Raw genomic sequence first — 23,750 nt, 5'->3', positions numbered from 1 at the left:
GGTTTATAATTTTATATATTTGCAACAAATAAAATAGGATGAGTTTTAGAAAATATCTTACCAGTAAAGTCTTTTTTCGACAAATTTTGGCCGCATTTGGTATCGTGGCAGTTTTGGCGTTCATTTTTTTCAATTTACTTTCGTATATCACAAATCACGGTGAAGAAATTACTGTTCCCAATTTGAGCAAACTAAGTGTTGAACAAGCAGAAGAAAAACTTGAAAGTTTAGATTTGGATTATGTTTTGCTTGATACGCTGGATTTTAAAAAAGAATTTCCAAAATATGGCGTGGTTGAGCAAGATCCAAAACCAGGTTCTAAAGTAAAAGCGAATAGAAAAGTGTATATCAAAATAAATTCTGATGGTTATGCGTATGTAACTTTACCTGATTTAATTGAAAAAACCTATCGTCAAGCTGAACCGACATTAAAATCGATTGGTTTGGAAATAGGTACAATTACTTACAAGCCTTATTTGGGAAAAGATATGGTTTTGGAAATGAAACATAAAGGTGCTCCGGTGAAACCAGGTGCAAAAATCATGAAAACTTCAAAAATTGATTTGGTTTTGGGTGACGGAAAAGTCGCTTTTGACGAAACAGAAATAGACAGTCTTATGCAACAAGAAGACTTAGAAAATACGGATGAATAACTTACCAACAGTAGAATTAGAATCGGACGACGAATTATTTGAACACCATCGTTTTGATGTCCCCAAAGGACAATCGATGGTTCGGATAGATAAATATTTAATGCAAGTTGTAGAAAATACAACGCGTAACAAAATTCAGCAAGCCGCAACTGCGGGAAATATTTTGGTTAATGATGTTCCTGTAAAATCAAATTACAAAGTCAAGCCATTGGATGTTGTTCGCTATTTGATGTCACATCCTCCTTATGAATATTTGTTGGAACCGGAAGATATTCCCATCAACATTGTTTATGAAGATGAGCAATTATTGATTGTTAACAAAGAAGCCGGCATAGTGGTTCATCCCGGACACGGAAATTATAGTGGAACATTAGTCAATGCCTTGGCTTTTCATTTTGAAAATCTACCTATGAATAGTTCTGAACGTCCCGGATTGGTGCATCGAATTGATAAAAATACCTCTGGATTGTTGGTCATTGCTAAAACGGAATTTGCGATGTCTTATTTGGCAAAACAATTTGCAGATAAAACTTCGGAACGAGAATATATTGCTTTGGTTTGGGGAAATCCTGTAGAAGACGAAGGAACAATCGGTGGCTTTATCGGAAGACATCAAAAAGACCGAATGCAAATGGCTGTTTATGATACTGATGCTTTTGGAAAACCGGCTGTTACACATTACAAAGTGTTAGAACGATTGGGCTATGTAACGCTAGTTTCTTGCAAATTAGAGACAGGAAGAACACATCAAATCCGTGCTCACATGAAACACATCGGTCATCCGTTATTTAATGACGAACGATATGGTGGTCATCAAATTTTAAAAGGAACAACGTTTACAAAATATAAACAGTTTGTTGAAAATTGTTTTAAGATTCTACCACGACAAGCTCTGCATGCAAAAACTTTGGGATTTGAACATCCCACAACCAAAGAATTCATGCGATTTGATTCTGAAATTCCGCAAGATATGGTGGATTGTATTGAAAAATGGAGAAATTATTCGAAATCAAATAGTGTAGAAGAAGAATAGAAATTTTTTATAAAAGTAAAAGCAGCAATCTCAATTATGATTTTGCTGCTTTTTATTTATAAAATAATCTGTTTAACTTCTTCTTGCAGAATTCGATGAACCTCTTGTCCCTGAACTTTCTGATCTCGAAGAACCTCTTGGCGAACTCATTTGACTATTTGAAGAAGAACGTGGAGCAGATTGAACCTTAGGAGCAGATGTGCTTCTTGGCGTACTCATTTGACTCGATGAAGAACGTGGAGTAGATTGTACTTTTGGCACAGATGTACTTCTAGGCGTACTCATTTGACTTGATGAAGAACGTGGAGTAGACTCTACTTTTGGAACATTACTCGAACTTCCTGAATTATACGTATTTGATCGTGGTGTATTTCTTGGCGAAGAATTTATCGAACTTCCTGAAGAAGAATTATTTCTCACTCGTGGAGTAGGATTTTCTAACGTGGCTGAATTGCTATTGCTAAATTCAGCATTTCTTGTACTATTTCTAGGTGTATTAATAGCCATATCTTCAGAACGTGTTGAAGAATTTGCTTTTATTCTTGGTGTACTTTGTGATGTAGTTGAACGAACTCCATTATTTCTTGTTCCTGTGTATGAAGTTTCAGAAAGTTGGTTATTTCTTGTGCTTCTCACAGATGAATTTGAATTAATTCCTTCATTTCTTGTGGATCTTGTTTGAGTTAATTCATATCTGTTATTCACACCATTATTTCTGGTTGAAAACGATCGAGTAGGGTGTTGCACTTCATATGAATTCGCTCTTCTCGTTTGATGCATCGCAATCGCTCTTGTACTTCTTCTATGATTCACATAGTGACAAGTGTTGTTTACATTCACATATACATTCACATGATTTCTATATCGAAATATTGGCCAAGGATTCCAAGCATAATAATAGGTTGGATAATAACCCCAGTACCAAGATGAGTAATACGGACGATAGGAATGTACCCAAAACGTGTTAAAAATGATTGGTCTGTGAATATAAACTGGCTCATAAATATAATTTGATCCATACATATAAACGTCTCCCACAACTTGTACTTGAACATTGTTGTTACGGTCTCTTTCAACTTCAACAGTTGCAACGTCTTGAAACATATCTCTCCCTAAAACAGATTGAACAATGATTAAATGTGTTCCGTTTTCAACTACTTCAATTACACGCAAATAATCTACTTGATTATCATTATTTAAATCTAAATTCGAAATTGGATTTGAAGGATCATTCAACTGTCTTTCAAAATCTTCTAAATTTGATGCTTCACCAAAAATGTGGGCAACAGCTCTCAAATCTAAATTATCACTAATATCAATAGAATTTGCTCGCACAGTTGTTCTATCTTGGGCATTTATACTTGTCATCCCGACAAACAAAACACAAAGGGTTAATAATGTAGTTTTCATAACGTAGAGTATTTAAAGTTTATAGCAAAGTGAACTTTACTTTTTACAGTTATACAATTTCTGTGCCAATACTTTTTTGAGCATTTTTTTTATAAGAATATATTGTAAAATTGTGCTTGTAAAAATCATTTTTGTTTTTATATTTGTAAAAATTCTTAACAAAATGCGTAAAATTTGTGAGATTATTATGTTATTCGTTTTGGTTTCTTGCAATAATGTTGAGAAAAAATCAAAGCCAAATTTAAGAGCTCCTTTTACCGGAGTTGAAATTGACACTCTTTTTGCTGATTCAATGAGCGTAAGAGCCATTACTTTAGAAAAAGATAAAGTTTGGTATGCAACAGATAAAGGCACTTATGGTTATTGTAAATTTGATAAATCAAAAAATTATATTGGTCAGATTACATTAGATTCAGTTAATCCACATTTTAGAGGAATTGCTAAAAATAGCTCATCTATATTTTTGATCAGTACAGAGAAACCAGCGGTAATTTATCAAATTTCAAAAAATGATAATTTGGTCACGAAGGTTTTTGAAGATAAACATCCCAATGCTTTTTATAACGGAATTCAATTTTGGAATGACTATGAAGGAATTGCCATGGGCGATCCTCAAAATGGTTGTCTTTCTGTTTTAATCACCAGAGATAGTGGTCAAACATGGATAAAAATCCCGTGTTCTGATTTACCAAAAATAGAATCAGGAGAGGCCGGTTTTGCTGCTAGCAATAGTAGTTTAGTGGTTAAAGGTGATAATACGTGGATTGTAACCGGAGGAACAAAAGCACGCGTTTTCTTTTCAAAAGACAAAGGAAAAACATGGTCAGTTCATGAAACACCAATGAATCAAGGAAAACCGATGGCTGGAATTTTTACAGCCGATTTTTATAATGATACGATTGGAATTATTGCCGGAGGAGATTATGAAAATCAAGATGAAAATTCTAAAAACAAAGCCTTGACAATTAATAGCGGACAAACGTGGGCTTTAATATCAGATGGAGAAGGGTTTGGTTATACTTCGTGCATTCAATTCGTTCCTGAATCGGGAGGACTTTTGACCGTTAGTGTTGGTCCGCAAGGAATTTATTTTTCAGACGACAGCGGTAATTTCTGGAAAAAAATTAGCGATGAAAAAGATTTGCATACTATTCGATTCATAAATGAAAGAAATGCCATTGCCGCCGGAAAGAATAAGATTGTCAAAATAAAATTTACGTCAAATTAATTTCGTTTTGACGAACGATTTTCGCGGTATTGTTTTAATAAATTTCGATTAAAATCTTCTTCCGCTTTTTTGAGTTTTATAATTTTATGAGAGCTGATAACACTTTTTAAATCTGCAACTAATTTTTTTCTCAATTGATGCGTTTCTTCTTCCACACTTTCCATTTGAGAAAGTAAACTTGACGCTTCTTTTTCAGACATTGAATCTAAATCAGAATCCATTCGTTTCATGTATGATTTCATTTTTTCATGACGAAGTTCAAATTGCTTATCTTCAAAAGCATTGTAAATAGGCCAAAATTTTTCTGCCTCTTGTTGCGTTAAAGACAATTCTGTGGTAATAAAAGCTGTTTTTAATGCTTTAATTTTTTCTCTTTTTCCGCCCTGAGCGAAACTCGTTGACATAAAAATCAAACAAATAAATAAGGTAAAAATGGAACTTTTTTTCATGGTAATTTTCAATTAATCTATAAGATATTGTTCTATCATTTCGTTTTCAAGCAAATATTTTTCAATTGATTCAGATTCTAAAGATTGTTTTTCTTGTAAAGAAATCACGTCTGAATCATCTAAGTGACTTATGATATCTTCCGTATAAACATTTGGTTGATAACTCAAATATTGTTCGATGGATTCGTTGTCAAGAGGAGTAGAGTTGATTTTCCAATTTTGATATAACGGAATACTCACAGCCAAAATCACAACAGCAGCAACTGCAGAAAACCAGTATTTTCGATACGATTTCAGTTGAATGACTTTTGGTTCTTCATTTTCTAATTGACTTAGAATTTTAGATTCAAGTTCGTCAAAATAATTTTCGGGAACTTTAAAGCCTGGTTTAATTTTTGGTTGCTTATGTAAATCTATTGGATTCATGTTTATTTGACTATAAAAATTATAAATGGTTTAATCTTGTGATAGATATTCTTCAATTTTTTTAACTGCTATGTGATAAGAAGCTTTCAAACCTCCAACTGTGGTTCCTAAAATCTCTGATATTTCTTCATATTTTAATTCTTCAAAATATCTCATTTTAAACACTAATTGTTGTTTTTCAGGAAGTAAAGCAATCGCCTTTTGTAATTTTAACTGAATTTCATCACCATCAAAATACTCATCGGCTTGCATTTTTTCAGTTTGTTGCTGCAAATATTCTTCGCTGGTAGTTTGAAATCGTTTTGATTTTTGTTGCAAAAAAGTCAGTGCTTCATTGGTTGCAATACGATACATCCATGAAAAGAGCTTACTTTCACCTTTAAATCCGTTTAAATTTCTGAAAACTTTGATAAAAGTATTTTGTAAGACATCATCTGCATCATCGTGATTTAAAACTAAATTACGAATATGAGCATAGAGCGGTCGCTGATAGTGAGATACCAACTCCTGAAAGGCACTTCGCTGCGTTTTGGGGTTTAATAACGCATCTATAAAAGCTTTTTCGTCTTGCAAAACCGTGTTTATCGATTAGACTGTGAATGTACAAAAAGGTTTAATAGAATTCGTTTAGAAAATGACTAAACCAATTTATTCAATAGGAGTAGGGTTTGCAGGAACTACATTAACTGGCTTGCTACTTTGTTGTTTTACAGGAATATAAATTTCTGTTAACCATTGCGAAGGTTGTTTTACTTGGGCTCTGTTTTTGACATAAACCTCTCGAAAAGCTCCATTGAAGTTTTGCTCTAAATTATTTTTTTTGAGGTAGTCAAGTCCTTTGTCCCACGCTTCTTTGCTATGTGAATAATCACCTTTTAGAGTGATTTTTAACGCTTGATGAGGCATTATACTATCTACTGTAAACTCACTTTCTGCAGTTGTATAGATTATTTCTTTGAGCGTTGTAGCAATTGAGTAGGAAACAGAATTTTTGGCTACGTCATAGGTATCAAAAACAACAAATTTTTGATTATTGGTTTTAAGATTGTTCTCCTCAACAAAATTATGTATCAAAGGCATTGTTTTTTGAAGAATAGTATAAAAATCAGAAATTTTGCTTTGTCCTTTTCTTTTAAGATATTTTTGATGAGAAACATTCACAATTCCATCTAAATCTATCGAATAAGTGGAAATTTCTTTGCTTAGAACTTTTTCTAATGCATCCAAATTATTTTCAAAATTTGATCCTAATTTTTTTTCAAATCCGCCGGAAAAAAGAGATTCTAATTTTCCCATAAAATTAAGTTTTCCGGATGAGTTCCATGTTACTTTTGTTCCACCTGTTGTATCTTTAAATGTAATAAATGCTGCTGCTGTTTGACCGTTCCAAGAAACTTTTTGAGCAATACTATCGTTTTCTTTTAAAAAAATGGTTTCAACAAATCCATCTCCATCTGAACTCGTCCAAGTAAACGAGCCACCAATGCCAACTGTATTTACTGGAAAAGTTACTTTTCTATTTGTATCCTTTAAATTTATAAATGATTCCCAATTTTGATAATCGTTTATGTATTGAAAAAGTGTTGATTTATCGATGTTGATTACCTTATTTTTAGTAACAGAAAAATCACCCTCTTTAGTTGACAAATAAACCGAGAAAGCGAGTAAAATCAACAAAATTAACAATAAAATATATTTTAGTATTCTCATTACAATTGGATGTTTTAAAACGACTAGGTAAAGGTAGGAAATTTATTTTAGTTTTAACATAAACGAATTTTTCTCATGCAAAAGATTTTAATTTTTGATTTATATTTTAACAGTGTAAGAATTATGACACTTGAATTATTCAAATTCAATCTTATTTTATATCAATTATTAATTTTTAAATGATTAAAAAAAAAGATGTTCCAATTTTTTGTAAATTTAATATAAGCTATTGAAAAAGAATTAGTTAATTACCAAAACATTAAATTCTAAATTCAATTAAATATGAAAAAATTTGTTAAACTGATTATGGTTTTTGGTATGATTGCTTTTCTTTCCTTTTCTTGCAAGGAAAAAGCGTCTGAGCCAGTTGAAGAAGCTCCCGTTGCTCTTGATGTAGAAGCAATTAAAAGTGAAATTCAAGAACTTGAAAATATGTATGCGGAAGCTGCAAATTCAAGCAATGTTGATGCTGTGATGACCTATTATGCAGATGATATTGTGAGTTATCCAACTGATAAACTACCAATTTCCGGTAAAGCAGCTTTACGAGAATCACTAGCAAAAGATTTTGAAGAAGGCAAAGACTTTAAAGTTTCATTTCAAGTTAAAGATATTTTTCCTTCAAGCGATGGAGTTCAAGTGGTAGAATTAGGTGAGTTTACAGTTAAAGACAGCACGACAACTACAATTTATCACGGTCATTATATGTCTTTGTTTGAAAAACGTGATGGAAAATATGTCTGCATTAGAGACATGGCCGCTTCCGACATGCCAAGAAAAAAGTAAACATAATTCAACTAAAATGAAAAACGCCCCGAAATTCGAGGCGTTTATTTTTTATATCCATTCACATTCAGAAAATTATTTTCCTGATTGTTTTTTCATTTCCGTTTCAATCATTTGATAAAACTGATCGATTTTTGGCATCACAATAATTCTTGTTCTTCTGTTTGCCGCTCTGTTTTCAACGGTATTATTTTCAACCAAAGGTAAAAATTCACCTCTACCGGCCGCAATTAACTGGCGTGGATTTACTTTGTGAGTATTAGTCAATACTCTAACAACAGCAGTAGCACGTTTTGCACTCAAATCCCAGTTGTCCACTAAAACACCATTTTTATACGGAACATTGTCTGTGTGGCTTTCCACCATACATTCAAAATCCGGCTTGTCGTTCACTACTTTTGCAACTTTGCCTAAAATTTCTTTAGCACGGTCGCTAATTTCATAACTTCCTGATTTAAAAAGTAATTTATCGGCAATGGAAATCATTACAACTCCTTTTTCAACATTAATTTGAATATCCGGGTCAGAAATTCCAACAGCTCCTTTTAAACTAGTTACTAAAGCCAATGTAACGCTATCTTTTTTAGTTAAAGCATCTTGCAAACGTGAAATTTTTAAATCTTTTTCTTTTAAACTTTCCAACGATTTCTCAAGGTTTTCTGCACCTTTAGTAGTTAAAGTTGTCAAATTACCCATGTTATTGATTAGGTCAGAAGTATTTTTCTTTAAATCACTAACCTGATTAGCTAATAGTTCCTTTTCAGACAAACAGATGTTTAATTTAACCGTGGTTGAATTCAACAAGTCTTGGCATTCTTTGTTTTGTGCCTCCAAGGCTGCAATTTTCTTTTTTGTACCACAAGAGCCCAAAGTTAAGGCAACAACTGATAGTAATAAAACTACTCTTCTCATAATTATTTCTTTTTTATTTTACAAAATTAACGCCATTCTATCAATAGAATTACATTTTGATAGATAAACTAATGTTAAAATTTATCTACAAATATCGTGCAATTTTTAACAAAATAGGCATATACAATGCTGTTTATTTTATAATAATTACTTTTTGTTTCTGACTCTCTTTTATGTATTGTTTTGATTAACAGTGAATAAAACGAAAAATGAGCTTTAAGAATGGCTAAGAAGTGATTAAACTTTCCTTTAATTAAAAATTGAATCCCGGCTATTGCGTCTAACATCATTCGTCCGATAATGATAATAAATAACTGATTACTGGGAAGATTTTTAGTGAGCATCAATAACGAATTCCTAAAATTTAAAAATGTTTTCTTAGGATTTGATGTTGCCAAAGTTGCTCCTCCTAAGTGATAAACTGTTGACAATCCACAATAAAACGTGTCATAATTTCGATTGAAACTTCTCCAGCACAAATCGATTTCTTCTTGATGGGCAAAAAAATCGGCATCAAAACCGCTTAATTCTTTGTAAACTTCTTTTCGAATAAAAAAACAAGCACCGGAAGCCCAGAAAACTTTTGCAACATCATTATATTGACCATTATCTTTTTCAATAGTATCAAAAATGCGTCCGCGACAAAAGGGATAACCGAATTTATCAATAAAACCACCGCCAGCTCCGGCATATTCAAAGTAAGCTTTATTTTTATAATCCAAAATTTTAGGTTGAATAATGGCTGTGTTTGGATTTTCATCAAATAAATTCAAAATAGGAGTGAGCCAGTTTTCGGTTACTTCAATATCTGAATTTACTAAACAATAAATTTCTTCTTCAATAAATTGTAAACCTTCATTATAACCTTGTGCAAAACCAAAATTAGATGTGTTTTGAATGATTTTAACAGACGGAAATTCTTCCTTCAAAACCAATAAAGAGTCATCGGTAGAAGCATTATCAACAACATAAACAGTGGCTTCCTGCGAATAATTGACGACTGAAGGCAAAAACTCTTTCAGTAATTTTGCTCCGTTCCAATTGAGAATAACAACTGCGATTTTTTTCAAGATTATTTTACTATTGAGTTATAATTCGGAATATCATTTAAAAACAAATAAGTTTCCTTTTCAAAATCCATTTGACAAAAATAGTGATTCAATCCATTGGTTACCATTAAATATTTGGCTTTTAAAGTAAGATTATAACGTGCAATTTGATCAAATACAGTTTGTGAAATAGGAACGTTTGGTTGCTTACATTCCACAACTAAAAATATACTTCCATCTGGTTGAAATACAACCACATCATATCGTTTTATTAAACCATTAATTTTAATCATTTTTTCAACATTAATCAATGATTTTGGATAATTTTTTTCTATCATCAGAAATTGCACAACATGAATGCGAACCCATTCTTCGGGAGTGAGAACAATAAATTTTTTCCTGATTTCATCAAACACCAACACTTTATTTTCACTATTTTTGAAGCGAAAGGAAAAGTCGGGAAAATTCAGTTTTTGCATACCGCAAATTTAATTATTTAAAACGAACTGCCAACAGTTAGTAGAATGGACGAAATTGTAAAAATCATCAACGATATTAAAAATGGTAATATCAAACCTATTTATTTTTTAATGGGTGAAGAACCTTATTATATTGATAAATTAACCGAATATATCGAAGATAATGTGCTGTCGGAAGACGAAAAGGGATTCAATCAAATGGTTTTGTACGGAAGAGATGTTTCTGTGGAAGATATTATTTCGAACGCCAAACGCTATCCTATGATGGCCGAAAGACAAGTTGTGATTGTAAAAGAAGCACAAGAACTTTCGCGAACAATAGAAAAATTAGAAAGTTATGCCGATAATCCACAACCATCAACGGTTTTAGTTATTGCCTACAAATATAAAACTTTAGACAAACGGAAAAAATTAACTAAAACAATCGATAAAATTGGACTGCTGTTTGAAAGTAAAAAATTATATGAAAATCAAGTAGCAGCTTGGATTTCAAGGGTTTTGAAGCCGAAAGAATATTCAATTGAACCAAAAGCTTCAGCTATGTTAGTAGAATTCCTAGGAACCGATTTGAGCCGAATTAGCAATGAATTAGACAAATTGCAAATCATTTTACCAAAAGGAACTGTCATCAACCCAAATCATATAGAAGAAAACATAGGATTTAGTAAAGATTTTAATGTATTTGAATTTCGAAAAGCAATTGGCGATCGTGATCAGTTGCAAGCCTACCGAATAGCCGATCATTTTGCTCAAAACAAAAAAGAATATCCAATGGTTTTGACTACGGGAATGGTTTTCTCATTCTTTTCGCAAGTACTGCAATACCATGGTTTAAAAGATAAAAATCCTAAAAATGTGGCAAGTGTGTTAAAGATAAATCCTTATTTTGTAAAGGATTATGACGTGGCTTTGAGAAATTATCCAATGAAAAAAGTCAGTTCAATTGTAGGAACTTTACGTGACATTGATATTAAAAGCAAAGGAGTTGGTGCGAATCAATTACACGAATCAGATTTATTGAAAGAAATGTTAGTTAAAATCTTTAATTAGTCTTTAAAAAATCTTTAAATATTACCGATATTTGCCACTCCAAAACAAAAAACTAAATTATGGGAATGAATAAAAACACGGTCCTAGCTTGGGCAACTTTTATAATGATTTTAATGGGTTTGATTTTAATCGGATTAGGAATTTACCGATATGCCGATGTTGCCGGATGGGGATTTGCCACCGTAGGCTTTGGTTTTTTTGCCATCGCTTGGGTTTTTAATGCGTTAAAAGGAAGAGTATAATTTTATAAATAAACACAAAAATGTCAGACGATAAAAAAGTAATATTCTCGATGTCTAAAGTAAGTAAAACTTACTCAAGCACGAACAAACAAGTTTTAAAAGATATTTATCTGAGTTTTTTCTACGGAGCAAAAATTGGTATTTTAGGTTTAAATGGTTCAGGAAAATCATCGTTATTAAAGATTATTGCCGGAATTGATAAAAATTTTCAAGGTGATTTGGTTTTTGCACCGGGCTACAAAGTAGGTTATTTGGAGCAAGAACCACAATTAGACGAAACAAAAACAGTGATTGAAATTGTTCGTGAAGGAGCAGCTGAAATCTTTGCTTTATTGGAAGAGTTCAATAAAATCAACGACATGTTTGGTTTGCCTGAAGTCTATGAAGATGCCGATAAAATGCAAAAATTGATGGATCGTCAAGCGGAATTACAAGACAAAATTGATGTAGCCGGAGCTTGGGAAATTGACAATAAATTAGAAGTAGCAATGGATGCTCTTCGCACTCCTGATCCTGAAACACCAATTAAAGTATTATCGGGAGGAGAAAAAAGACGTGTCGCTTTATGTCGATTATTACTTCAACAACCGGATGTTTTATTGTTGGATGAGCCTACCAACCACTTAGATGCCGAGTCGGTTCTATGGTTGGAACAGCATTTACAACAATATCCGGGAACGGTAATTGCCGTAACGCACGACCGTTATTTCTTGGATAATGTAGCAGGTTGGATATTAGAATTGGATAGAGGTGAAGGTATTCCGTGGAAAGGAAATTATTCTTCTTGGTTAGACCAAAAATCGAAACGTATGGAATTGGAAGAAAAAGTAGCTTCCAAACGCAGAAAAACACTAGAACGTGAGTTAGATTGGGTTCGTCAGGGAGCAAAAGGTCGCCAAACCAAACAAAAAGCTCGTTTGCAGAATTATGATAAATTATTGAACGAAGATCAAAAAGAGTTGGATGAAAAATTAGAACTTTACATTCCAAACGGACCTCGATTAGGAACAAATGTGATAAATGCAAATGGCGTCTCTAAAGCGTATGGCGATAAACTATTATATGAAGATTTAAATTTCACCCTTCCTCAAGCCGGAATTGTTGGAATAATCGGTCCGAATGGTGCCGGAAAAACCACCATTTTCAAAATGATTATGGGAGAAGAAAATCCGGATAAAGGCGAATTTACGACCGGAGATACAGTAAAAATTGCTTACGTAGATCAATCGCATTCCAACATTGATCCTGAAAAATCTATTTGGGAAAACTTTTGTGATGGTCAGGAATTGATTATGATGGGTGGAAGACAAGTAAATTCAAGAGCCTATTTAAGCCGATTCAACTTTGGCGGAAGCGATCAAAATAAAAAAGTAGCCACACTTTCAGGTGGAGAACGTAACCGTTTACATTTAGCAATAACGTTAAAAGAAGAAGGAAACGTTTTGCTTTTGGATGAGCCAACCAATGATTTGGATATTAATACTTTACGAGCTTTAGAAGAAGGTTTAGAAAACTTTGCCGGTTGTGCTGTAATTATTTCGCACGACAGATGGTTTTTGGATAGAGTTTGTACGCACATCTTAGCTTTTGAAGGCGATTCGCAAGTCTATTTCTTTGAAGGAAGTTTCTCAGAATACGAAGAAAACAAACGAAAACGATTAGGTGGCGATTTAACACCAAAACGTATTAAGTACAAAAAATTAGTAAGAAATTAATTTTAATTAAAATCCTGAGAAATCAGGATTTTTTTTTAATAAATAGTTTATATTTGATAAAATAAAAAATTTAGGATGCCCCCAAAAAACCTGCTACAATTTTTATTTATATTATGCACTTTTGTGTCTTTTTCTCAACAGAAAAATGTAACACAAAAAGAGGTTTTACAACTTTTAAATTCTTCGGATAGTTGCTTATATAAATCGGATTACAAAAATTCTTTATCTTTTTCTAGCAAAGCATTAAATTTTGCTTTAGAAATGGAAAACGACAATCTAATTGCTCGTTCTTATAATTCTATTGCAGGAAATTATGAGGAAATAATGGAGATTGACAAAGCATTAGAATACTACGACAAAGCCATCTTTCATTTTGAAAAAGCCTCAAATGACACCTTAAAAGCAGCTGTTTTTAATAATATTGGAAATATCTATTTCTTCAGAAAAAAGGAACTTGATAAAGGAATTGAGTTTTATGATGAATCCATCAAAATTTCTGAAAGCATAAATAATGTTTATTCAATTGTTTTATCAAAGTTAAATTTAGCCTCGCTATATTTTGAAAAAAATGAATATGAAAAAGGTATTTTTCATTTGAATTATGTTGAAAAAAACCGTGATTTTATCAAAATTGTTGCTGTTCAAGGTTATCTGAATATTTTGTTAGGTAAAAAGTTTAGTTATTTGAAACAATATGATAAAGCAGAAAATTATTTTAAAGAAGCTATAAAAGTAGGTGAGGAAAATAATTCAAAAATCTATTTATCAGATGCTTATAAAGATTATTCCGAATTTTTATTCAACATAAAGAATTATAAAGATGCCTATGTATACCTAAATAAGCATGAAATTCTGAAAAATGAAATTTTTGATTTGGAAAAAATTAAAAATGCAAAAATTATTGGGATGGATATAGCTTTGGATGAAACTAAACGCCAACTCAATATTATTAGCAAAGAAAAAACGTTACAAGCAGATAACCTCAAAAAGACAAAGATTATTGTTGCTCTAATTCTCGTTTTTCTTTTCATGATGATGTTTTTGCTTTATGTTTTATACCGAAATAATATTTTCCGAAGAAAAATCAACGACTTTTTAGAAACAAAAAATGAAGAACTAAAAATAGCAAAAGAAAAAGCTGAAGAAGCCTCCAAACTCAAAACTCAGTTTATTTCAACCATAAGTCATGAATTGCGAACACCGCTTTATGGAGTTGTTGGAATTACTAATATGTTATCCGATGAACACAAAGAGTTGGCCGATAGTCCGCATTTGAACTCTTTGAAGTTTTCTGCTCGTTACCTTTTGTCACTAGTAAATGATTTGCTTCAAATTAATAAGATTGAAGAAAACAAAGTGGTTTTAGAAAACCTAACGATGAATATTCATGATGAAATCAATATGGTTTCCAATTCACTTTCGTTTATAGCTAACCGAAATAGCAATAAAGTGGTAACTATAATTGACGAATCTATTCCTGATTATTTGGTTGGAGATAAATTACGTTTGTCGCAAATTTTGATGAATTTAGTTTCAAACGCACTTAAATTTACACAAAACGGAGAAGTTCGAATCAAAGCAAATTTAGAAAAAAAAGAAGGTACTTTTTGCTATGTTAAGTTTGAAGTTGAAGATACCGGTGTCGGAATTGCAGAAAAAGATCTTTCGAAAATATTTGATAAATTCGTTCAAATTGATCGAAAAGAAGACGATTATCAAGGTGCCGGTTTAGGACTTTCCATCGTAAAAAAATTAGTTGCTATCTTTAAAAGTGAAATTTTTGTTGAAAGTGAAGAAGGAAAAGGAACAAAGTTTACATTTACAATCGCTTTTGATTCTGATATGACCAAAGTAAATGAAATTATCAACGACATCAAAGTCGATTTGTCCAGCGATATGGTTTACAAAGTTTTAGTGGTAGAAGACAACAAAATAAACCAAATGGTTACGCGTAAAATTATGGAAAAAAATAATTTCAAAACCGTAATTGTAGATGATGGTTATGCCGCAATGGAAGCGTTGTCAAAAGAACAATTTGATGTTGTTTTAATGGACATCAACATGCCACTAATCAACGGATTTGATACAACCAGGTTAATCAGAAAAAAAGGAATTACCATTCCAATCATCGCTTTAACAGCATTTGCCAAAGATGAAATTTCTGAAGAAGCAATTTCTGCCGGAATGAATGACGTGTTAATCAAACCATTCGAACCATCAAAATTGATTTACAGTATTGAAACGTTAGTAAAACGAAATAACGATTAGTACCAGCGTTTTTTGTTCTTTTTAGAAGCATCCGATTTTCGTGACGGAGTTGCTTTCTTAGTATTTCTGTAATCTTTTTTCTCAGGTTCAATAACTGGTTCTACATCATTCCAAGGATACGGATGATCTTTGATTGTTTTTACATTCACTTTCACCAACTTTTGAATGTCTTTCCAATATACTTCTTCGTCTTTTCCACAAAAAGAGATGGAAATTCCGCCGTTTCCGGCACGTCCTGTTCGACCAATTCGGTGAACATAGGTTTCAGGAATATTTGGTAAATCGAAGTTCAAAACATATGGTAAACTTTCAATGTCAATTCCACGAGCAGCAATATCGGTAGCGACTAAAACGGAAATTTCATTCTTTTTGAATGCTTCCAAAACGCGTTGACGAGCGGATTGCGATTTGTCTCCGTGAATAGCTTCGGCATTTACGCCGTTTTTCTTCAATGCTTTTACAACGTTATCTGCTCCGTGCTTGGTTCGGCTAAAAACCAACAATTGTTTTAAGCCTTCATTTCGAATTAAATGATATAATAGTTTTCGTTTGTCTTCTTTATTTACAAAGTAAATGTGTTGTTCCACTGTTTCTGCCGTAGATGAAATGGGTGTAACCGAAACATATTTTGGCTTGGTCAAAAAACTATCGGCTAATTCTCTTATTGCAATTGGCATGGTAGCCGAAAACAATAGAGTTTGTCTGTTATCAGGAGTTAATTTGATGATTTTCTTTACATCATTGATAAAACCCATGTCTAGCATTTGATCGGCTTCATCTAAAACCAACGTATGCAAATGGTCTAAATCAATATAACCTTGTTTATGTAAATCCAATAAACGACCTGGTGTAACAATCAAAACATCAACACCTTTTTTCAATTGATCTACTTGCGGAACTTGGCTTACACCACCAAAAATAGTGAGTTGACGAATGTTTGTATAACGACCATACGTTTCAAAACTTTCACCAATTTGAATGGCTAATTCTCGTGTTGGAGTAACAACTAACGCACGAATATTTTTGCGTTTTTGAGCAGAACCTACAATTCTGTGCAATGTGTTCAGAATCGGAATAGCAAAAGCGGCCGTTTTTCCGGTACCGGTTTGAGCACATCCCACCAAATCATTTCCTTCTAAAATTACCGGAATAGCTTGTTGTTGAATTGGAGTAGGCGTTGTATAGCCTTCGTCAGACAAGGCATGCTGTATATTTTGAAGAAGATTTAAATCCTGAAAAGTCATAGTATTTTATTTGCCGGCAAAGATAGGGTAAAATTTTGAGTCTTTGTACAAGGTCAATAAATAGGAGATGAGCGATTAAACCTCTAACACACTCTTAGCTTTCATAAAATCAGTTATCAAATAACCAATTAATTTACCAATCAATTGCGGATTTTTTTCATCCGATAAATCAGGAGCTCCCTCACAAATATGGAGATAAGCCGCATTGGCGTGTTGCCCAAAATGATGTATAAATTGACGGGTTTGTTCTACCGAAAATCCACTTGGCGTCATCGCACTGCTGGCAATATTTGGTAAAGAATCTAAATCAATTTCTATCCCAAAAAAATCATTTTTAATAAAAGTCAAGGCTTGATTTAATTCCTGCTCAAAGTTTTTAACTTTTCTGATGGCAATTTCATCATACGTATTAAAACGAACACGATCTTCTAAATCTTTTAATTGAATAAGTACATTTTTGGAAGTATAACTTTCGTGTAAGCCATAAATGAAATATTTTTTCAAGAAACCTTCATCAAAAGCATATGAAAATCCGTTGCCGCTGTGTCTTCCTTCCAGAATTCTAAAATCGGAATGAGCATCTAAATTCACAGCATTAATTGGTTTCCCTTTAGCTAAAGCAGTTCCTTTAATATTTCCGTAGGCATTATTATGTCCTCCACCAACTATAATCGGAATTTTTCCTGCTTTAACAATGTTGAATATAATATGTGAAACTTCTTTATCAATTTTTTCAACTAAAGTGGAAAAGGTTTTTCGATCATCAACATTTAAAAAATCAAGTTTCTCGGCTATTTTCAAATCTTCAGCCACGTCTAATGAGCCTAAAATCAATAGCTGACTACCTTTGCAAAAACGGTTATGTTGAATGTTGGCAATGCTTCTGATTGCACTTTGCCAAGCCGAAGCAGCTCCGGGACGACCAAAATTTGCACGCACACCAATGTCTTCCGGAATTCCGAATAATACAAATTTGGCTTTACTTTCGGTTAAAAACGCTATTGGATCAACTCCTTTCGGAATAGTAAGCATTTTTTCGCCAAATTTTATTTCACCGCTTCTGTGATTGGTAATTTTTCCCAAATCAATGGAAGTAAACGGAATCAGATTTTCCATAAAAAAATAATTGCAGTCAAAAATACTATTTTTATATAAAATAACGTTATGCTAATGCAAAACGAATCTAAAATAAATTTAACTTTGCCTAAAATCAACTTAACAATGGAAAACGAAAACAACAACAACAATTCAAAACTAAAAGCGATAATCCTAGTATTATCACTTTTGCTGTTAGCCAGCTTGGGCTATATGTTTAAAATGAGTTCAGATGCTAAAAAAGTAGAAACTGAATTATCTTCTGTATCAACAGAAAAAGAAACAGCTTTGGCAGAATTAGCTCAATTGAAAACTACCTACGATGCAGCTATTGCTGAAAACACATCGATGTCTGAAGAATTAATCGCTGAACGTGACAAAGTGGTTAAATTAATGGAAGAAGTAAAAAAAGCAAAAGGCGATGCTGCTTCAATGAGCAGATATAAAGGTCAAGTAGCTGAATTACAAACTAAAATGAATGCTTTAATTCAAGAGAATGATGCATTAAAGAAATTGAATCAAGACTTAACTACTGAAATTGACAGCACTAAAACTATTTTAGTTGAAGCCCAACAATACAACCAAGTATTGACTGGTCAAAATGAAGAGTTATCTAAAACTGTAGAAAAAGCATCTAAACTTTCTATTTTGAATTTAAAAACAGGAGCTTTTAAAGTAAGAAATTCAGGAAAAGAAGTGGCTACAGAAAGAGCTAGTAGAGCAGATATTTTAAAAGTTAGTTTTACAATTGCTGAAAACAAAGTGGCAAAATCAGGTGATAAATCGTATTATATTCAAGTAATTGACAGTAAAAACAATGTTTTAGGAGAGAAAAAACTAATTGAATTTGGTGATCAATCATTAACGTATAGTTTTGTTTCTACCGTTCAATATGAAAATAGTACTGTAAATGTTTCTGAAAACCTTCCTGGTGAAAACTTTGAAAAAGGAACTTACTTTGTAAACATTTTTGACAAAGGAGAATTAGTTGGAAAAACAAGTTTTTCTTTGAAATAAGAATTAATTTAATAGAATATAAAAGGAGCAATGTGATGTTGCTCCTTTTTTTATTGAATCTATTTAATAACTTATATTAAAGTAAGTTTCAATACTCGTCATTTTATAATTGAATGTATCAATTTCTGTCGCTTTTTCTTCAGTAATTAAATAATATTTTTCATTTGAATGAAGATAAATTTCATTTTTATCAATAAAGCAAATGCTATCAATATTTTCAATTATAACTAAACCTGCATTATCATTTTGACGGTCTTTTTTAATTAAACAGAAACTATCATGTAAATATTCCTCTATTAAATAACTTTCATTAATTTCCTCGCTGAATGGTTCACCATCAATATATGATGGTAAAATGAATTGACAACTAGACAGTGTCACTAACAATAATATTGAAATATAGTATTTCATAGTATATATTTTTAAATAACTTTCCCTTCAATAATAACCTCATCAATTAAATTACTTCCAAATTCATACGGCAATTGATAAAACGAATGAATAGGTTTGGTAATAATTAAATTCGCTTTTTTACCTTTTGTTATACTTCCGTGCGAATCTGAAATTCCCATCGCATAGGCACCATTGATTGTTGCGGCATTAATGGCTTCTTCCGGAGTCATTTTCATTTTAATGCAAGCAGTTGCCACCACAAAATTCATATTGCCAGACGGAGTTGTTCCCGGATTATAATCAGTTGCTAAAGCTAATGGCAATCCGGCAGCCATCATTTTTCGTGCTGGTGTGTATGGAATGCTGATAAAATAACTGCACGACGGCAAAGCGACCGGCATTGTTTGAGAGTTTTTAAGTATTTCAATATCTTCGTCGGTTACAATTTCAAGATGGTCAACTGATAAGGCATTGTGCTTCACACAAGCAGCAATTCCGTTAATGGCTGTAAACTGATTTACGTGAATTTTAGAAATTAAACCGTATTTTTTTCCGGCTTCCATAATTCGTTCGGTTTCTTCTACAGAAAAATACCCAGTTTCGAGAAAAGCATCGATATAATCTGCCAAATTTTCTTCAGCAATTTTTGGTAACATTTCATTGATTATCAAATCGATATAACCGGAATGATTTTCTTTATATTCTTTCGGAAAGGCATGAGCTCCCAAAAAAGTAGCTTTTATTTTGATGGGAAAATTTTCTGCTAAACGTCTGATTACACGAAGCATTTTGATTTCGCCTTCAACCGTTAAACCATATCCGGATTTAATTTCGATGGCTCCGGTTCCTAATTTCATCACTTCTTCAAGACGAACTTTCGATTGTTCGTAAATTTCATTTTCATCTGTCTCATTGAGTTTTTGAGCCGAATTAAGAATTCCGCCACCGCGATTAGCAATTTCTTCGTAACTCAAACCATTAATTCGATCTACAAATTCCTGTACACGATTACCTGCATAAACCAAATGAGTATGACTGTCGCACCAAGTTGGCAAAACCACTTTTCCTGAAGCATCGATAATTTTTGCATTCGGTAGAGTGGGGCAGTTGCTCATCAAACCAAAATCGGCAATCAAATCATTTTCAATCAATAAAAAAGCATTTTTCAATAATGGTAAATAGGCCATTTCGGTACCGGAAACTTTCTGAATTCCAATTTCTCTAATTTGAATGAGTTCTTTTATATTGATGATGAGCGTTTGCATAATAAAAAATATTTTCTGTAAAAATAGAATGAAAAAATTAAATCACTTAAATTTATAAAAAATAAAACCGTGAAACGATTAAAATACAAAAAAGGCAGAAAAGTTCAACCAAATTATTTTGAATATACAGGCGAACACAGAAATCAGCCGGTAGAAATGCAGTTGTTTGTTTATAATTCTGAATCGTATACCGAAAATAAGAATCTAGAATTAGGAGAAAATGAAATTGAAAATTTACTTCAATCTAATGATGTTAAGTGGCTCAATGTTCATGGTTTACATGATATTGAATTAATTAAAAACATTGTTGAAAGATTAGGAATTGATGCTTATATAGCCGGAGATATTTTGAATGTGGCTAAACGAACAAGAATGGAGGAATTAGGCGACGTTTTATTTTTTAGTATCAAATCGATTTTGCCTGAAAATCAAGATAATAGTGTTCATGTAGAGCAAATTAGTTTTTTATTAAAAGATAATTTATTGGTTTCTTTTCAGGAAAAAAGAGGCGATTTTTTCACCCATATTCGCGAACGCATCAAAACAAATTCTGGAATTGTTTGTAAAAAGAAGAATGATTTTCTGTTGTATTTGATGTTAGATGCGGTGATGGAAAATTTTTACATTACAATAGAAAAATACGAAGAATTGATTGAAGAACTCCAAATTGAATCAAAAATTAATGAAAAACAAGATGTTTTAATTCGAATCGAAAAATGCAGTGATGATTTGAACTACCTCAAAAGAGCAATAATTCCGCTTAAAGATTCACTTTATAATTTAAAATCGATGCAAGATGATGATGATTTTAATGGTATTGAGAAATCTAATTATACTTTTTTTGCCAGATTGCATCAAAAAAGTTTAGAACTCTTGGATCAAATTGATTATGATATGAATTCGCTTGACAGTGCTTCCAGTTTTTACTTTTCGGCACAAAGTCATCGGATGAATGAGATTATGAAAACACTTACGATTGTAACTGTCGTATTTATTCCTCTAACATTTATTGTTGGTGTTTACGGAATGAATTTTGAAAACATTCCGGAATTAAAAAACCCCAACGGATATTTCATCACATTGGGAGTTATGTTTTTTATTGTTTTAGGAATGATTTATTATTTCAAACGAAAAAAATGGTTTTAGTTTACAGTGAAAGTATAAAATCCATTTGTAACATTATTGGCAGTAGTAGCTATAGTTAAGAAGGTTGAATTATTTGCACTATCAGAAATAATATCAAAATTAGAACCGTTATAACCACTGAAAAACCCAATTCTATATTGTCCGGCTTCTGTTAATCGTAATCCACCACGGAATTCATAAGCTTCTGTAGTTGAATTATAAATAGCATTAGCAGTTATATAGTTTCCGATGCTCATTTCTCCTTCATCTAATACAGTATTATTACCAACGGAAACAATTTCCCAATTTCCGGCTACTTGTCTTTCTAAACGGTAGATAAAACTAAATTTTTGTGAATTAGTTGTGCGATAAACATCTAAAAGTGTAGTTTGATTTGGTTCGGATAAATACCTAGAAAAAGCATTCGTATTCAACCAAAGCACATCGTTTACTGCGTAATTCGGTTGCACTTCAATAGAAACTAAATTCGGAATTGTGGTATAAACGGCGTTATAAAACTCTTCATCTTCCTTACTACAGGAAATTGAAAGTGTAATTAAAGCAAGAAATAATGTATATTTTATTGTTTTCATATCAAATTTTATTAAAATCGGTAACCTAAATTAACACCCACACGAGAAATTATATCCGGACTTTCGCCACTGCTGAAAAGGTTTTTTCCCATTCCAACAAAAATATCAATGCCTAACTTTTCTTTGATATAAAACTTGTGTCCAACAGCTGCACCCACCGCATAATCGGAATAATCTTTTTGAACTGCTTCATAATAGCCGATATTGTTTTGGTCAACTAATCGCTCTAATTCACGAAATTTTCCTTGGTTTGCTGAGACAAAAACTTCCACAAAATAATAGCGAATCTGACTTTTGGATAACGAATAACGCACAAACGGAATAATTTGATATTCTTCTAAGGTGCGGTTTTTGCCGGTTTCAAAGTCGTCTTCTCTCGATTTACTTTGGTTAAAATTACCACTTATTCCGACTGAAAAATCCTTGCCTAGGAATCGCTCATAACTCACATGAATTTTTCCTAAAGCAACTAGTGAAACGATATCAAACTTAACTTCATTTTTCCCTAGATCAAAAGAATTATTTTCTTGAGCAAATGAAACCTGTGTGAAAACTAAAAAGATAAAAATAAATTTTTTCATTTTTTGGGGTTTATTTGATGTAAATATATAAAAAGCATGGTTGTAAAGAAAAAATTTAACCAAAATCTCGATAAAGTATTAATTCAAAGTCAAAGCTCCAAGAATTTCTTCCGACATAAATGGTCCGCCGGGGTATCTTGCTGTATAATCTAAATTTAACCAAATTTGACCACGTTCATCAATGTGATAGTGAATTTCTTTATTTTTACTTTCGGTAACAAAAAGCAACTCTTTGATAAGGTAAACGGAAGCTTCCAGCTCACTTCTTTTACCCACAAGCATTTCCGGATAAATGTGTCCGCCAGTGTGAATGAGGCGTGGAGTTCCACCGACTGAACGAATACAGGCTGCCATCAAAATAGCATGATCATCACAATCACCGGAAAAGTGAATTAAACTTTCTGTCGCATGAGCTATATATTCTTGACCTTTTGGATCATTTACATAATTCCAACGGTTTCTGATTTCTTTGAAAACTGCAAAACATTGAATCATTTTTCGATGTTCTTGCTGACCTTTTATATCTTTAAAGTGCAAAGTTGTTGCCGTTAGAGCAAAATTACGAACTTGCGGATTATCATATTCAATGGCTTTGAGAATCTGATTTTTATTTGGAAAAGGGAGTAATTTAGAAATAACAATATCTTGAGGGTTTGGATCATCTGACATCGAATAAATCATATAACCGTAATCTTGAAAAACGGATTCAAATCCATATCCACTAAAAGCAGTTCCGTAGATTAAAATTATTAAATAGACAGCAATTCCGAGAATTAATATGGTTCGTATAAGTCTAAGAATAAGCTGAATAATTACTAAAAGAACAATTGCGATAAGAATTCTGTCAATATGAAAATACCATTCAGGATCTTTTAAATTTTGATGAATAATTATAAAAATCGGAATAGCTATCAAAATATTAAGTACAAAAATAATCACTTCATCCCACGGTTTTTTGACCTGGAATTTAGTTTTTAATTCTTGATACTTAAGTGTTCCGAATAAATTCATTTATATAGAAACGGCA

At 32.3% G+C, this 23,750-nt stretch carries 25 protein-coding genes; 10 read left to right on the top strand and 15 right to left on the bottom strand.

Going from position 1 to position 23,750, the window contains the following annotated elements:
• Positions 1-38: 38 nt before the first annotated feature.
• Together AC23MC_RS07530 and AC23MC_RS07525 are read left to right on the top strand one after the other, a co-directional pair.
• A complete protein-coding gene (locus AC23MC_RS07530; RefSeq protein ID WP_487567789.1) occupies positions 39-653 on the top strand; it encodes a PASTA domain-containing protein in 615 nt (204 codons plus the stop codon).
• The gene (locus tag AC23MC_RS07525; protein WP_487567788.1) at positions 646-1,686 is read left to right on the top strand and encodes an RluA family pseudouridine synthase; all 1,041 of its coding nucleotides are present in this window, start codon (positions 646-648) and stop codon (positions 1,684-1,686) included. Before AC23MC_RS07530 ends, AC23MC_RS07525 begins: the two co-directional genes overlap by 8 nt.
• A gap of 72 nt (positions 1,687-1,758) precedes the next feature.
• On the opposite strand, the gene AC23MC_RS07520 is transcribed toward AC23MC_RS07525, so the two are convergent.
• Positions 1,759-3,096 carry a hypothetical protein gene (locus tag AC23MC_RS07520; protein ID WP_487567787.1) on the bottom strand — a complete coding sequence of 446 codons (1,338 nt, stop codon included), beginning with the start codon at positions 3,094-3,096 and terminating at the stop codon, positions 1,759-1,761.
• A 163-nt stretch (positions 3,097-3,259) separates the two neighbouring features.
• Here AC23MC_RS07520 and AC23MC_RS07515 point away from each other — a divergent pair, with 163 nt between their 5' ends.
• Complete coding sequence (locus AC23MC_RS07515; protein WP_487567786.1) at positions 3,260-4,324, top strand: sialidase family protein; 1,065 nt, start codon at positions 3,260-3,262, stop codon at positions 4,322-4,324.
• On the opposite strand, the gene AC23MC_RS07510 is transcribed toward AC23MC_RS07515, so the two are convergent.
• The 4 genes from AC23MC_RS07510 to AC23MC_RS07495 form a co-directional block, all read right to left on the bottom strand.
• A complete protein-coding gene (locus AC23MC_RS07510) occupies positions 4,321-4,773 on the bottom strand; it encodes a sensor of ECF-type sigma factor (protein ID WP_487567785.1) in 453 nt (150 codons plus the stop codon). The two genes, AC23MC_RS07515 and AC23MC_RS07510, sit on opposite strands and share 4 nt — an antisense overlap.
• Before the next feature lie 12 nt (positions 4,774-4,785).
• The gene (locus AC23MC_RS07505; protein WP_487567784.1) at positions 4,786-5,199 is read right to left on the bottom strand and encodes a hypothetical protein; all 414 of its coding nucleotides are present in this window, start codon (positions 5,197-5,199) and stop codon (positions 4,786-4,788) included.
• 30 nt (positions 5,200-5,229) lie between these two features.
• A complete protein-coding gene (locus tag AC23MC_RS07500) occupies positions 5,230-5,772 on the bottom strand; it encodes an RNA polymerase sigma factor (RefSeq protein ID WP_487567783.1) in 543 nt (180 codons plus the stop codon).
• Positions 5,773-5,847: 75 nt separating this feature from the next.
• Complete coding sequence (locus tag AC23MC_RS07495) at positions 5,848-6,909, bottom strand: GyrI-like domain-containing protein (protein ID WP_487567782.1); 1,062 nt, start codon at positions 6,907-6,909, stop codon at positions 5,848-5,850.
• 282 nt (positions 6,910-7,191) lie between these two features.
• Between AC23MC_RS07495 and AC23MC_RS07490 the strand changes: the two genes are divergently transcribed.
• Positions 7,192-7,695: a YybH family protein gene (locus AC23MC_RS07490; protein ID WP_487567781.1), complete on the top strand. Its 504-nt coding sequence runs from the start codon at positions 7,192-7,194 to the stop codon at positions 7,693-7,695.
• A 75-nt stretch (positions 7,696-7,770) separates the two neighbouring features.
• On the opposite strand, the gene AC23MC_RS07485 is transcribed toward AC23MC_RS07490, so the two are convergent.
• From AC23MC_RS07485 to AC23MC_RS07475, 3 genes are all read right to left on the bottom strand, one after another.
• Positions 7,771-8,607, bottom strand: coding sequence for an OmpA/MotB family protein (locus tag AC23MC_RS07485; protein ID WP_487567780.1), 837 nt, complete (start codon positions 8,605-8,607; stop codon positions 7,771-7,773).
• A gap of 74 nt (positions 8,608-8,681) precedes the next feature.
• Positions 8,682-9,677, bottom strand: coding sequence for a glycosyltransferase family 2 protein (locus tag AC23MC_RS07480; protein WP_487567779.1), 996 nt, complete (start codon positions 9,675-9,677; stop codon positions 8,682-8,684).
• Between the two features lie 2 nt (positions 9,678-9,679).
• Positions 9,680-10,135: a type I restriction enzyme HsdR N-terminal domain-containing protein gene (locus tag AC23MC_RS07475; RefSeq protein WP_487567778.1), complete on the bottom strand. Its 456-nt coding sequence runs from the start codon at positions 10,133-10,135 to the stop codon at positions 9,680-9,682.
• Positions 10,136-10,180: 45 nt separating this feature from the next.
• Between AC23MC_RS07475 and holA the strand changes: the two genes are divergently transcribed.
• From holA to AC23MC_RS07455, 4 genes are all read left to right on the top strand, one after another.
• Complete coding sequence (gene holA / locus AC23MC_RS07470; RefSeq protein WP_487567777.1) at positions 10,181-11,185, top strand: DNA polymerase III subunit delta; 1,005 nt, start codon at positions 10,181-10,183, stop codon at positions 11,183-11,185.
• A gap of 59 nt (positions 11,186-11,244) precedes the next feature.
• The gene (locus AC23MC_RS07465) at positions 11,245-11,427 is read left to right on the top strand and encodes a CAL67264 family membrane protein (RefSeq protein WP_112085772.1); all 183 of its coding nucleotides are present in this window, start codon (positions 11,245-11,247) and stop codon (positions 11,425-11,427) included.
• A gap of 20 nt (positions 11,428-11,447) precedes the next feature.
• Positions 11,448-13,142, top strand: coding sequence for an energy-dependent translational throttle protein EttA (gene ettA / locus AC23MC_RS07460; protein ID WP_487567776.1), 1,695 nt, complete (start codon positions 11,448-11,450; stop codon positions 13,140-13,142).
• Between the two features lie 261 nt (positions 13,143-13,403).
• Positions 13,404-15,410 carry a tetratricopeptide repeat-containing hybrid sensor histidine kinase/response regulator gene (locus AC23MC_RS07455; protein ID WP_487567775.1) on the top strand — a complete coding sequence of 669 codons (2,007 nt, stop codon included), beginning with the start codon at positions 13,404-13,406 and terminating at the stop codon, positions 15,408-15,410.
• On the opposite strand, the gene AC23MC_RS07450 is transcribed toward AC23MC_RS07455, so the two are convergent.
• Together AC23MC_RS07450 and AC23MC_RS07445 are read right to left on the bottom strand one after the other, a co-directional pair.
• Positions 15,407-16,654, bottom strand: a complete 1,248-nt coding sequence (locus AC23MC_RS07450; RefSeq protein ID WP_487567774.1) for a DEAD/DEAH box helicase — start codon at positions 16,652-16,654, stop codon at positions 15,407-15,409. The two genes, AC23MC_RS07455 and AC23MC_RS07450, sit on opposite strands and share 4 nt — an antisense overlap.
• A 75-nt stretch (positions 16,655-16,729) precedes the next feature.
• Entirely contained in the window at positions 16,730-17,770 is a 1,041-nt protein-coding gene (locus AC23MC_RS07445; RefSeq protein WP_487567773.1) for a formimidoylglutamase, read from the bottom strand.
• Positions 17,771-17,875: 105 nt separating this feature from the next.
• Between AC23MC_RS07445 and AC23MC_RS07440 the strand changes: the two genes are divergently transcribed.
• On the top strand, positions 17,876-18,766 hold the full coding sequence (locus AC23MC_RS07440; RefSeq protein ID WP_487567874.1) for a hypothetical protein: 891 nt from the start codon (positions 17,876-17,878) through the stop codon (positions 18,764-18,766).
• 63 nt (positions 18,767-18,829) lie between these two features.
• On the opposite strand, the gene AC23MC_RS07435 is transcribed toward AC23MC_RS07440, so the two are convergent.
• Together AC23MC_RS07435 and hutI are read right to left on the bottom strand one after the other, a co-directional pair.
• Positions 18,830-19,177, bottom strand: coding sequence for a hypothetical protein (locus tag AC23MC_RS07435; protein ID WP_487567772.1), 348 nt, complete (start codon positions 19,175-19,177; stop codon positions 18,830-18,832).
• 11 nt (positions 19,178-19,188) lie between these two features.
• Complete coding sequence (hutI, locus tag AC23MC_RS07430; RefSeq protein WP_487567771.1) at positions 19,189-20,424, bottom strand: imidazolonepropionase; 1,236 nt, start codon at positions 20,422-20,424, stop codon at positions 19,189-19,191.
• Between the two features lie 69 nt (positions 20,425-20,493).
• On the opposite strand from hutI, the gene corA reads away from it, so the two are divergent.
• Positions 20,494-21,570 (top strand): magnesium/cobalt transporter CorA, encoded by a 1,077-nt coding sequence (gene corA, locus AC23MC_RS07425; RefSeq protein WP_487567770.1) that lies wholly within the window; start codon positions 20,494-20,496, stop codon positions 21,568-21,570.
• On the opposite strand, the gene AC23MC_RS07420 is transcribed toward corA, so the two are convergent.
• The 3 genes from AC23MC_RS07420 to AC23MC_RS07410 form a co-directional block, all read right to left on the bottom strand.
• Positions 21,567-22,142, bottom strand: coding sequence for a hypothetical protein (locus AC23MC_RS07420; RefSeq protein ID WP_487567769.1), 576 nt, complete (start codon positions 22,140-22,142; stop codon positions 21,567-21,569). The genes corA and AC23MC_RS07420 overlap by 4 nt on opposite strands.
• An 11-nt stretch (positions 22,143-22,153) precedes the next feature.
• Positions 22,154-22,723, bottom strand: a complete 570-nt coding sequence (locus tag AC23MC_RS07415) for a DUF3575 domain-containing protein (RefSeq protein WP_487567768.1) — start codon at positions 22,721-22,723, stop codon at positions 22,154-22,156.
• Between the two features lie 78 nt (positions 22,724-22,801).
• On the bottom strand, positions 22,802-23,734 hold the full coding sequence (locus tag AC23MC_RS07410) for a transglutaminase (RefSeq protein WP_487567767.1): 933 nt from the start codon (positions 23,732-23,734) through the stop codon (positions 22,802-22,804).
• Positions 23,735-23,750: the final 16 nt, after the last annotated feature.

The organism is Flavobacterium sp. T50_26, from assembly GCF_057652995.1.
This window is presented reverse-complemented; position numbering and strand designations above follow the sequence as displayed.

Excerpts from the sequence above, each read along its gene's own strand:
- AC23MC_RS07440 (WP_487567874.1), top strand. The coding sequence starts at position 17,876 with ATGGAAAACGAAAACAACAACAACAATTCAAAACTAAAAGCGATAATC.
- AC23MC_RS07515 (WP_487567786.1), top strand. The coding sequence starts at position 3,260 with ATGCGTAAAATTTGTGAGATTATTATGTTATTCGTTTTGGTTTCTTGC.
- ettA (WP_487567776.1), top strand. The coding sequence starts at position 11,448 with ATGTCAGACGATAAAAAAGTAATATTCTCGATGTCTAAAGTAAGTAAA.
- AC23MC_RS07490 (WP_487567781.1), top strand. The coding sequence starts at position 7,192 with ATGAAAAAATTTGTTAAACTGATTATGGTTTTTGGTATGATTGCTTTT.
- AC23MC_RS07525 (WP_487567788.1), top strand. The coding sequence starts at position 646 with ATGAATAACTTACCAACAGTAGAATTAGAATCGGACGACGAATTATTT.
- AC23MC_RS07415 (WP_487567768.1), bottom strand. The coding sequence starts at position 22,723 with ATGAAAAAATTTATTTTTATCTTTTTAGTTTTCACACAGGTTTCATTT.
- AC23MC_RS07455 (WP_487567775.1), top strand. The coding sequence starts at position 13,404 with ATGGAAAACGACAATCTAATTGCTCGTTCTTATAATTCTATTGCAGGA.
- AC23MC_RS07445 (WP_487567773.1), bottom strand. The coding sequence starts at position 17,770 with ATGGAAAATCTGATTCCGTTTACTTCCATTGATTTGGGAAAAATTACC.
- AC23MC_RS07450 (WP_487567774.1), bottom strand. The coding sequence starts at position 16,654 with ATGACTTTTCAGGATTTAAATCTTCTTCAAAATATACAGCATGCCTTG.
- AC23MC_RS07465 (WP_112085772.1), top strand. The coding sequence starts at position 11,245 with ATGGGAATGAATAAAAACACGGTCCTAGCTTGGGCAACTTTTATAATG.
- AC23MC_RS07435 (WP_487567772.1), bottom strand. The coding sequence starts at position 19,177 with ATGAAATACTATATTTCAATATTATTGTTAGTGACACTGTCTAGTTGT.
- AC23MC_RS07410 (WP_487567767.1), bottom strand. The coding sequence starts at position 23,734 with ATGAATTTATTCGGAACACTTAAGTATCAAGAATTAAAAACTAAATTC.
- holA (WP_487567777.1), top strand. The coding sequence starts at position 10,181 with ATGGACGAAATTGTAAAAATCATCAACGATATTAAAAATGGTAATATC.
- AC23MC_RS07495 (WP_487567782.1), bottom strand. The coding sequence starts at position 6,909 with ATGAGAATACTAAAATATATTTTATTGTTAATTTTGTTGATTTTACTC.
- AC23MC_RS07530 (WP_487567789.1), top strand. The coding sequence starts at position 39 with ATGAGTTTTAGAAAATATCTTACCAGTAAAGTCTTTTTTCGACAAATT.
- AC23MC_RS07505 (WP_487567784.1), bottom strand. The coding sequence starts at position 5,199 with ATGAATCCAATAGATTTACATAAGCAACCAAAAATTAAACCAGGCTTT.
- AC23MC_RS07475 (WP_487567778.1), bottom strand. The coding sequence starts at position 10,135 with ATGCAAAAACTGAATTTTCCCGACTTTTCCTTTCGCTTCAAAAATAGT.
- hutI (WP_487567771.1), bottom strand. The coding sequence starts at position 20,424 with ATGCAAACGCTCATCATCAATATAAAAGAACTCATTCAAATTAGAGAA.
- AC23MC_RS07510 (WP_487567785.1), bottom strand. The coding sequence starts at position 4,773 with ATGAAAAAAAGTTCCATTTTTACCTTATTTATTTGTTTGATTTTTATG.
- AC23MC_RS07420 (WP_487567769.1), bottom strand. The coding sequence starts at position 22,142 with ATGAAAACAATAAAATATACATTATTTCTTGCTTTAATTACACTTTCA.
- AC23MC_RS07520 (WP_487567787.1), bottom strand. The coding sequence starts at position 3,096 with ATGAAAACTACATTATTAACCCTTTGTGTTTTGTTTGTCGGGATGACA.
- AC23MC_RS07485 (WP_487567780.1), bottom strand. The coding sequence starts at position 8,607 with ATGAGAAGAGTAGTTTTATTACTATCAGTTGTTGCCTTAACTTTGGGC.